6 protein-coding genes and 1 pseudogene are annotated in these 6,247 nt (G+C 75.0%); 6 read left to right on the top strand and 1 reads right to left on the bottom strand.

The window, feature by feature from the left end:
* The 3 genes and pseudogenes from GTW08_RS19795 to GTW08_RS19785 all read left to right on the top strand — a co-directional run.
* Positions 1 to 329 (top strand): annotated as a pseudogene (locus GTW08_RS19795) (hypothetical protein); the annotation flags it as partial.
* Positions 326 to 1,564, top strand: a complete 1,239-nt coding sequence (gene xseA / locus GTW08_RS19790; RefSeq protein ID WP_073577697.1) for an exodeoxyribonuclease VII large subunit — start codon at positions 326 to 328, stop codon at positions 1,562 to 1,564. The pseudogene GTW08_RS19795 and the gene xseA, both read left to right, overlap by 4 nt.
* Positions 1,564 to 1,788 (top strand): exodeoxyribonuclease VII small subunit, encoded by a 225-nt coding sequence (locus GTW08_RS19785; RefSeq protein WP_073577696.1) that lies wholly within the window; start codon positions 1,564 to 1,566, stop codon positions 1,786 to 1,788. Before xseA ends, GTW08_RS19785 begins: the two co-directional genes overlap by 1 nt.
* A gap of 93 nt (positions 1,789 to 1,881) precedes the next feature.
* Here GTW08_RS19785 and GTW08_RS19780 read toward each other — a convergent pair whose 3' ends face one another.
* Positions 1,882 to 2,727: a DUF4245 family protein gene (locus GTW08_RS19780; protein WP_073577695.1), complete on the bottom strand. Its 846-nt coding sequence runs from the start codon at positions 2,725 to 2,727 to the stop codon at positions 1,882 to 1,884.
* A 217-nt stretch (positions 2,728 to 2,944) separates the two neighbouring features.
* Between GTW08_RS19780 and glpX the strand changes: the two genes are divergently transcribed.
* From glpX to GTW08_RS19765, 3 genes are all read left to right on the top strand, one after another.
* Positions 2,945 to 3,931 carry a class II fructose-bisphosphatase gene (glpX, locus tag GTW08_RS19775; RefSeq protein ID WP_174565913.1) on the top strand — a complete coding sequence of 329 codons (987 nt, stop codon included), beginning with the start codon at positions 2,945 to 2,947 and terminating at the stop codon, positions 3,929 to 3,931.
* Positions 3,932 to 3,985: 54 nt separating this feature from the next.
* The gene (locus GTW08_RS19770; protein WP_161152361.1) at positions 3,986 to 5,386 is read left to right on the top strand and encodes a class II fumarate hydratase; all 1,401 of its coding nucleotides are present in this window, start codon (positions 3,986 to 3,988) and stop codon (positions 5,384 to 5,386) included.
* 138 nt (positions 5,387 to 5,524) lie between these two features.
* On the top strand, positions 5,525 to 6,247 hold a 723-nt coding region (locus GTW08_RS19765; RefSeq protein WP_161152360.1), incomplete at its 3' end, for an EAL domain-containing protein.

The raw sequence follows: 6,247 nt of genomic DNA, 5'->3' as shown, positions 1-6,247 counted from the left end.
CCCCGCCGCTGCCGCCCGCCGCTCCCCCGGCCGGGCGCAACGGCACCGTGTCGTCGCTGCGGCCCGCCCGCACCGGCATCCCGATCGACCGGTCGCCCGCGTCGCCGCGTCCGGCGTCGGCGTCGAACCGGGCCGAGGCGCGTGCGACCGCGCCCGCCGTGCTGCCCGAGTACCCGACGATGACCGTGCCCCAGCTGCGCGGCAAGCTCCGCACGCTGAGCCTCGACGACCTCGCGGACCTCCTCGCCTGGGAGACCGCGCACGAGAACCGGCCGCCGTACGTCACGATGCTGACGAACCGGATCGCGACGGTGTCCGAGAACCGTTGAGCGCCACGACCTCCGAAGAGGACCCGTGGCCGGTCCGCACGGTCGCCCGCAAGATCGCGGAGTGGGTCGACCGGCTCGGCGCGGTGTGGGTCGAGGGCCAGCTCGCCCAGGTCAACGCCCGCTCCGGGACCGCGTTCCTGACCCTGCGTGACCCGGCCGCGGACATCTCCCTGCAGCTGACGGCGCCGTCGTCGCTGGTGCGCGACGCCGGCGGCGCCGTGACCGAGGGCAGCCGGGTGATCGTGCACGGCAAGCCGTCGTTCTACCTGGGGCGCGGCACGCTGTCGCTGCGCGTCGACCGGATCCGCGCGGTCGGGCTCGGCGAGCTGCTGGCCCGCATCGAGCGGCTGCGCAGGCTGCTCGCCGCCGAGGGGCTGTTCGACCCGGCCCTCAAGCGGCGCCCGCCGCTGCTCCCGCACACCATCGGCCTGGTCACCGGGCGCGACTCGGCGGCCGAGCACGACGTCGTCCGCAACGCGACCTCGCGCTGGCCCGCGGTGCGGTTCCGGATCGAGAACGTCGCGGTGCAGGGCGGGCTCGCCGTCGAGCAGGTCGTCGGCGCGCTGCGGGCCCTCGACCGGGACCCGGACGTCGAGGTCATCGTGCTCGCCCGCGGTGGCGGCAGCGTCGAGGACCTGCTGCCCTTCTCCGACGAGACGCTGTGCCGCGCCGTCGCCACCTGCCGGACCCCGGTCGTGTCGGCCATCGGGCACGAGCCGGACACCCCGCTGGTCGACCACGTCGCCGACGTGCGCTGTTCCACCCCCACCGAGGCCGGACGCAGTCTGGTGCCCGACCTCGCCGAGGAGACCGCGCGGATCTCCGGGCTGCGCGACCGGGCCCGCCGCGCGCTGCACGGCTGGGTCGACCGCGAGCAGCACCGCCTCGACGACCTGCGACGACGGCCCGTGCTGGCCGACCCGCTGCGCATCGTCACCTCCCGGGAGGGCGAGATCGCCGACGCCCGCACCGCCGCCCACCGCGCGGTGCTGCGCCGGCTGGACCGGTCGTCGTCGGAGCTGGAGCACCTGGGTGCCCGGCTCGCCGCGCTCGGCCCGACCGCGACCCTGGCCCGCGGCTACGCGATCGTGCAGCTCGCCGACCGCACCGACGACGACGTGCCCCCGCTGCTGCGGTCGGTCGCCGACGCGCCCGCCGGCACCGGCCTGCGGATCCGGGTCGCCGACGGCGCCGTCGCCGCCACCGTGACCACCACCCCCGACCCGGAGACCTGATGAGCGACCGTCCGGCAGTGGAGACCCTGGGCTACGAGAAGGCCCGCGACGAGCTCGTGGAGGTCGTGCGCGCGCTGGAGGTCGGCGGCCTCGGCCTGGACGAGTCCGTCGCGCTGTGGGAGCGCGGCGAGGCCCTGGCCAAGCGCTGCGACGCCCAGCTCGCCGGCGCCCGCACCCGCATCGAGGAGAAGCTGGCCGAGGCGGAAGGCGACCAGGACTCCTGACGCCGTCCTCGGCCGCCGAGACAGGCGGCCCCGGTCACCGCCGGACCCGCTGCGGCGCGTCCACCGTGGCCGCGGCGGCGTCAGCGGGACGGGTCAGGATCCTCCCGGCGCGACTGGAGGCGCCGCCACGAGGGCCTCGGCGAGGGTGCGGAACTGCTCGTCCGACGCCGAACCCGTCACGAGTACGCGGACCTCCGGCCGGCCGGGAAGCGTCGCGATCCGGAAGGGCTCGCCGCCCTCGGCGCCGTAGACCTCCCAGGTCAGGCCGCCCGCCTGCACGGTGCCGCGCATCGTCGGCGGGCCGTCGCCGCGTCCCGCGGAACCGGACTCGGTGGCGAGGACACCCTCGACCGAGCCGTCGGTCTGGACCAGGCTCAGGAAGTCCGCGTCGGGGGTGACGAAGCCGATGCGCACGGCGGTGCCGCCGCCCTCCACCGGGCCGCGGTCGGTGGAGTTGACCCGGAACGGGACGTCCGGAAGCCGCAGCGGGAAGGTCGAGCCACGGGCGTACTCGGCGATCCGGGCCGGGGCGTCGACGGTGGGGGCCGACGCGGCGTCCTCGGCCGGGGTGCCGGGTGAGAACGAGCAGGACCCGCCGACCGAGAAGATCAGCAGGGCGACCGGGACGAGGATCAGGCACGCCCAGATCAGGTCGCGCACCGACGCGTCGCCCCGGGCGGGCTTGTGCATCGCCTGCGGACCCGCCTCGGGGATCCGGCGGGTCACCGGCGGCGGCTGCGGCCTCCCGGACCCGGCCGCACCCGCGGGCGCGGCGGCCGGGTCCGCAGCCGGAACCGGGCCCGGACCGGTGCCACCGGCCGTGGCCCGGTCGGCGGCCCCGGTGGTACCGGAGGTCTCGGCCGGGTCCGGGACAGCCGGGGGCCCGGCGGGCTCCGAGGAGTCCGGCGACGGCGTTCCCGGGTCAGGTCGTGCGCTCACGTGTCCATCGTCCCAGGCATGGCGTCGGTCGCTCATCGCTGCTCCCCCGACGTCGGGCGTGCGAGGATCGCCGGGCGCCTCCCCGAACGCCCGTGGCAACCCGGACGAGGGGACGTCGCCGACGAGCACGCCGCCCGTGAATGGAGACGTATCCGTGAGCCAGCCCGCCAGCCCCGCCACCCCCCGCCGTCGTGAGGCGCCCGACCGCAACCTGGCGATGGAGCTGGTCCGGGTCACCGAGGCCGCCGCGATGGCCGCGGGCCGCTGGGTCGGCAAGGGCGACAAGAACGGCGGGGACGGTGCCGCCGTCGACGCCATGCGCCAGCTCATCTCGTCGGTGTCGATGCGCGGCGTCGTCGTCATCGGCGAGGGCGAGAAGGACGAGGCCCCGATGCTGTTCAACGGCGAGGAGGTCGGGAACGGCGAGGGCCCGTTCTGCGACGTCGCCGTCGACCCCATCGACGGCACCACGCTGATGGCCAAGGGCATGCCCAACGCCCTCGCGGTGCTCGCCGTCGCCGAGCGGGACGCCATGTTCGACCCGTCCGCCGTCTTCTACATGGAGAAGATCGCGGTCGGGCCGGAGGCCGCGGACGCCATCGACATCACCGCACCGGTCGCGGAGAACATCCGCCGCGTCGCCCGGGCCAAGGAGATCGACGTCGCCGACGTCACGGTCTGCGTGCTCGACCGCCCGCGCCACGAGCAGATCGTCACCGAGATCCGCGCGGCCGGCGCCCGGATCGCGTTCATCTCCGACGGCGACGTCGCCGGTGCCATCGCCGCCGCGCGTCCCACCTCGGGCGTGGACATGCTCTACGGCGTCGGCGGGACCCCGGAGGGGATCATCACCGCGGCCGCGCTGAAGTGCATGGGCGGCGAGATCCAGGGCCGGCTGTGGCCCAAGGACGACACCGAGCGCGAGAAGGCCCTCGCCGCGGGTCACGACCTCGACAAGGTCCTGACCACCGCCGAGCTCGTGCGCGGCGAGAACGTCTTCTTCTGCGCCACCGGCATCACCGACGGCCCGCTGCTGCGCGGCGTCCACTACCGGGGTGGCGGGGCGACCACCCAGTCGATCGTGATGCGGTCCAAGTCCGGCACCGTCCGGCTGATCGACGGCTACCACCGTCTCACCAAGCTGCGCGAGTTCTCCTCCGTCGACTTCGACGGCGTCGAGGGCGAGGCCCCGCCGCTGCCGTGAGGTCAGGCTCACGTACCACTGCGGGACGGGTTGCGGAGGAGTAGACCTCAGCCCATGAGCGAGGACTTCCGCATCGAGCACGACACCATGGGCGAGGTCCGGGTCCCCGCCGACGCGTTGTGGCGGGCCCAGACCCAGCGCGCGGTGGAGAACTTCCCGATCTCCGGCCGCGGCCTGGAGCGCGCGCAGATCCGCGCGCTCGGCCTGGTCAAGGCGGCCGCGGCCCGGGTGAACGGCGAGCTGGGTGTACTGGACGACGACCGGGCCCGCGCGATCGCCGCGGCCGCCGACGAGGTGGCCGCGGGCGGGCACGACGACCACTTCCCGGTCGACGTCTTCCAGACGGGCTCGGGCACGTCGTCGAACATGAACGCCAACGAGGTGATCGCCTCGCTGGCCGCCCACGCCGGCACCGACGTGCACCCGAACGACCACGTCAACGCCTCGCAGTCGTCGAACGACGTCTTCCCGACGACCATCCACCTCGCCGCCACCGAGGCGCTGGCGACCGAGGTCGTCCCGGCGCTGCAGCACCTCGAGGCCGCGCTGCGCCGCCGCGCGGCGGACTGGTCGGAGGTCGTGAAGGCCGGCCGCACCCACCTCATGGACGCCGTCCCGATCACCCTCGGCCAGGAGGCCGGTGGCTGGGCCAGCCAGGCCGGCTACGGCGCCGCCCGCGTCCGCGACGCGCTCCCCCGCCTCGCCGTCCTGCCGATCGGCGGGACCGCGGTCGGCACCGGGCTCAACGCTCCGGACGGGTTCGGCGCCGCCGTGGTCGCGAAGCTGCGCGAGGCGACCGGCCTGGAGCAGCTCGCCGAGGCCACCGACCACATCGAGGCCCAGGGCTCCCGCGACGGCCTGGTCGAGGCCTCCGGCGCGCTGCGCACCGTCGCCGTGTCGCTCTACAAGATCGCCAACGATCTGCGCTGGCTGTCGTCCGGGCCGCGTACCGGGCTGGCCGAGATCCACCTGCCGGACCTGCAGCCGGGCAGCTCCATCATGCCGGGCAAGGTCAACCCGGTGATCTGCGAGGCCACGATGATGGTGTGCGCGCAGGTCATGGGCAACGACGCGACGGTCGGCTTCTCGGGCAGCCAGGGCAACCTGGAGCTGAACGTGATGATGCCGGTGATGGCGCGCAACGTCCTGGAGTCCGCCCGGCTGATCGCGAACGCCGCTCGGCTGCTCGCCGACAAGGTCGTCGACGGCATGGAGGCCGACCTCGAGCGCACCCGCGAGTACGCCGAGTCCTCCCCGTCGATCGTCACCCCGCTGAACTCGAGGATCGGCTACGAGGAGGCGGCGGCCGTCGCGAAGCAGGCGCTGAAGGAGCGGAGGACGATCCGCGAGGTCGTGATCGAGCGCGGCCACGTCGCGAACGGCACCCTCACCGAGGACGAGCTGGACCGTGCCCTGGACGTGCTGGCGATGACCCGCGGCGAGAAGCGCTCCTGATCCCGGCTGCACCCGGTCACCGGCCGGGCGCACCGGGTCAGTCCATCCGCTGTTCACCTCCGCGTCCCCGTTCGGTCCACATCGACGTGACACCGTGTGTGCGTCAGTCGATCACCGTCACCCGAACGGACCTCCCCGATGCCCGACCAGCGCTTCGCGTACATCCCTGTGCACGATCTGCGCTCCGGTCGCTGCACCGGGGTCGAGGTCGTGCCGCGCCTGCACCACGACGCGGTGGCCGTCGCGGCCCGCGACCGCGGCTGGGACGCCCGCCGGATCGCCGAGCTCGACGCGGGCACCGCGGTCTCCGCGGTCGCGTCCGCCCGGTCCTGGGGTGCCGCCGTCCCGGTGCAGGTCGACGTCGCCGCGGACACCGTCCTCCACGCCCGCGGCCGGCTGCGCGCCATGCTCGGCGGCACCTCCGACCCGGTCGCTCCCCTGCTGGAGGTCGGCCCGCCGATCGCCGCGGCCGCACCGGCGGAGCACCTCGTCCTGGCACTGGCCGAGCTGCGGCGCTGGGGGTTCCGCATCGGTCTCGACGGGGCCGGGCGCGCGTTCGGTCCGGAGCTCGTGGCCGCCGTTCGGCCGGACGTGGTGAAGCTCGAGCCGGACCTCTGCGACGGAATGCTCGACACGGGGACCGGTGCCGCCGTCCGTGCCGTGGTCGAGGTGTCGCGCGCGGTCGGGGCGCCGGTCGCCGCGACCGGGGTCCGCGACGCGGCCCGGCTGACGGGGCTGTTCGCGATCGGGATCGCGTTCGCCCAGGGCCCGTTGCTGGGTGGGACGCGCGCCGCCCCCGAGGCCGACCCGGCGACCCGCGCGGAGCTGCTCGGCCTGCTGAGCGCGATGCCACAGCCCGCC

It is taken from the genome of Pseudonocardia sp. SID8383 (genome assembly GCF_009864975.1).
GTDB lineage: Bacteria > Actinomycetota > Actinomycetes > Mycobacteriales > Pseudonocardiaceae > Pseudonocardia > Pseudonocardia alni.
This window is presented reverse-complemented; position numbering and strand designations above follow the sequence as displayed.

Excerpts from the sequence above, each read along its gene's own strand:
- GTW08_RS19785 (WP_073577696.1), top strand. The coding sequence starts at position 1,564 with ATGAGCGACCGTCCGGCAGTGGAGACCCTGGGCTACGAGAAGGCCCGC.
- GTW08_RS19770 (WP_161152361.1), top strand. The coding sequence starts at position 3,986 with ATGAGCGAGGACTTCCGCATCGAGCACGACACCATGGGCGAGGTCCGG.
- glpX (WP_174565913.1), top strand. The coding sequence starts at position 2,945 with ATGGAGCTGGTCCGGGTCACCGAGGCCGCCGCGATGGCCGCGGGCCGC.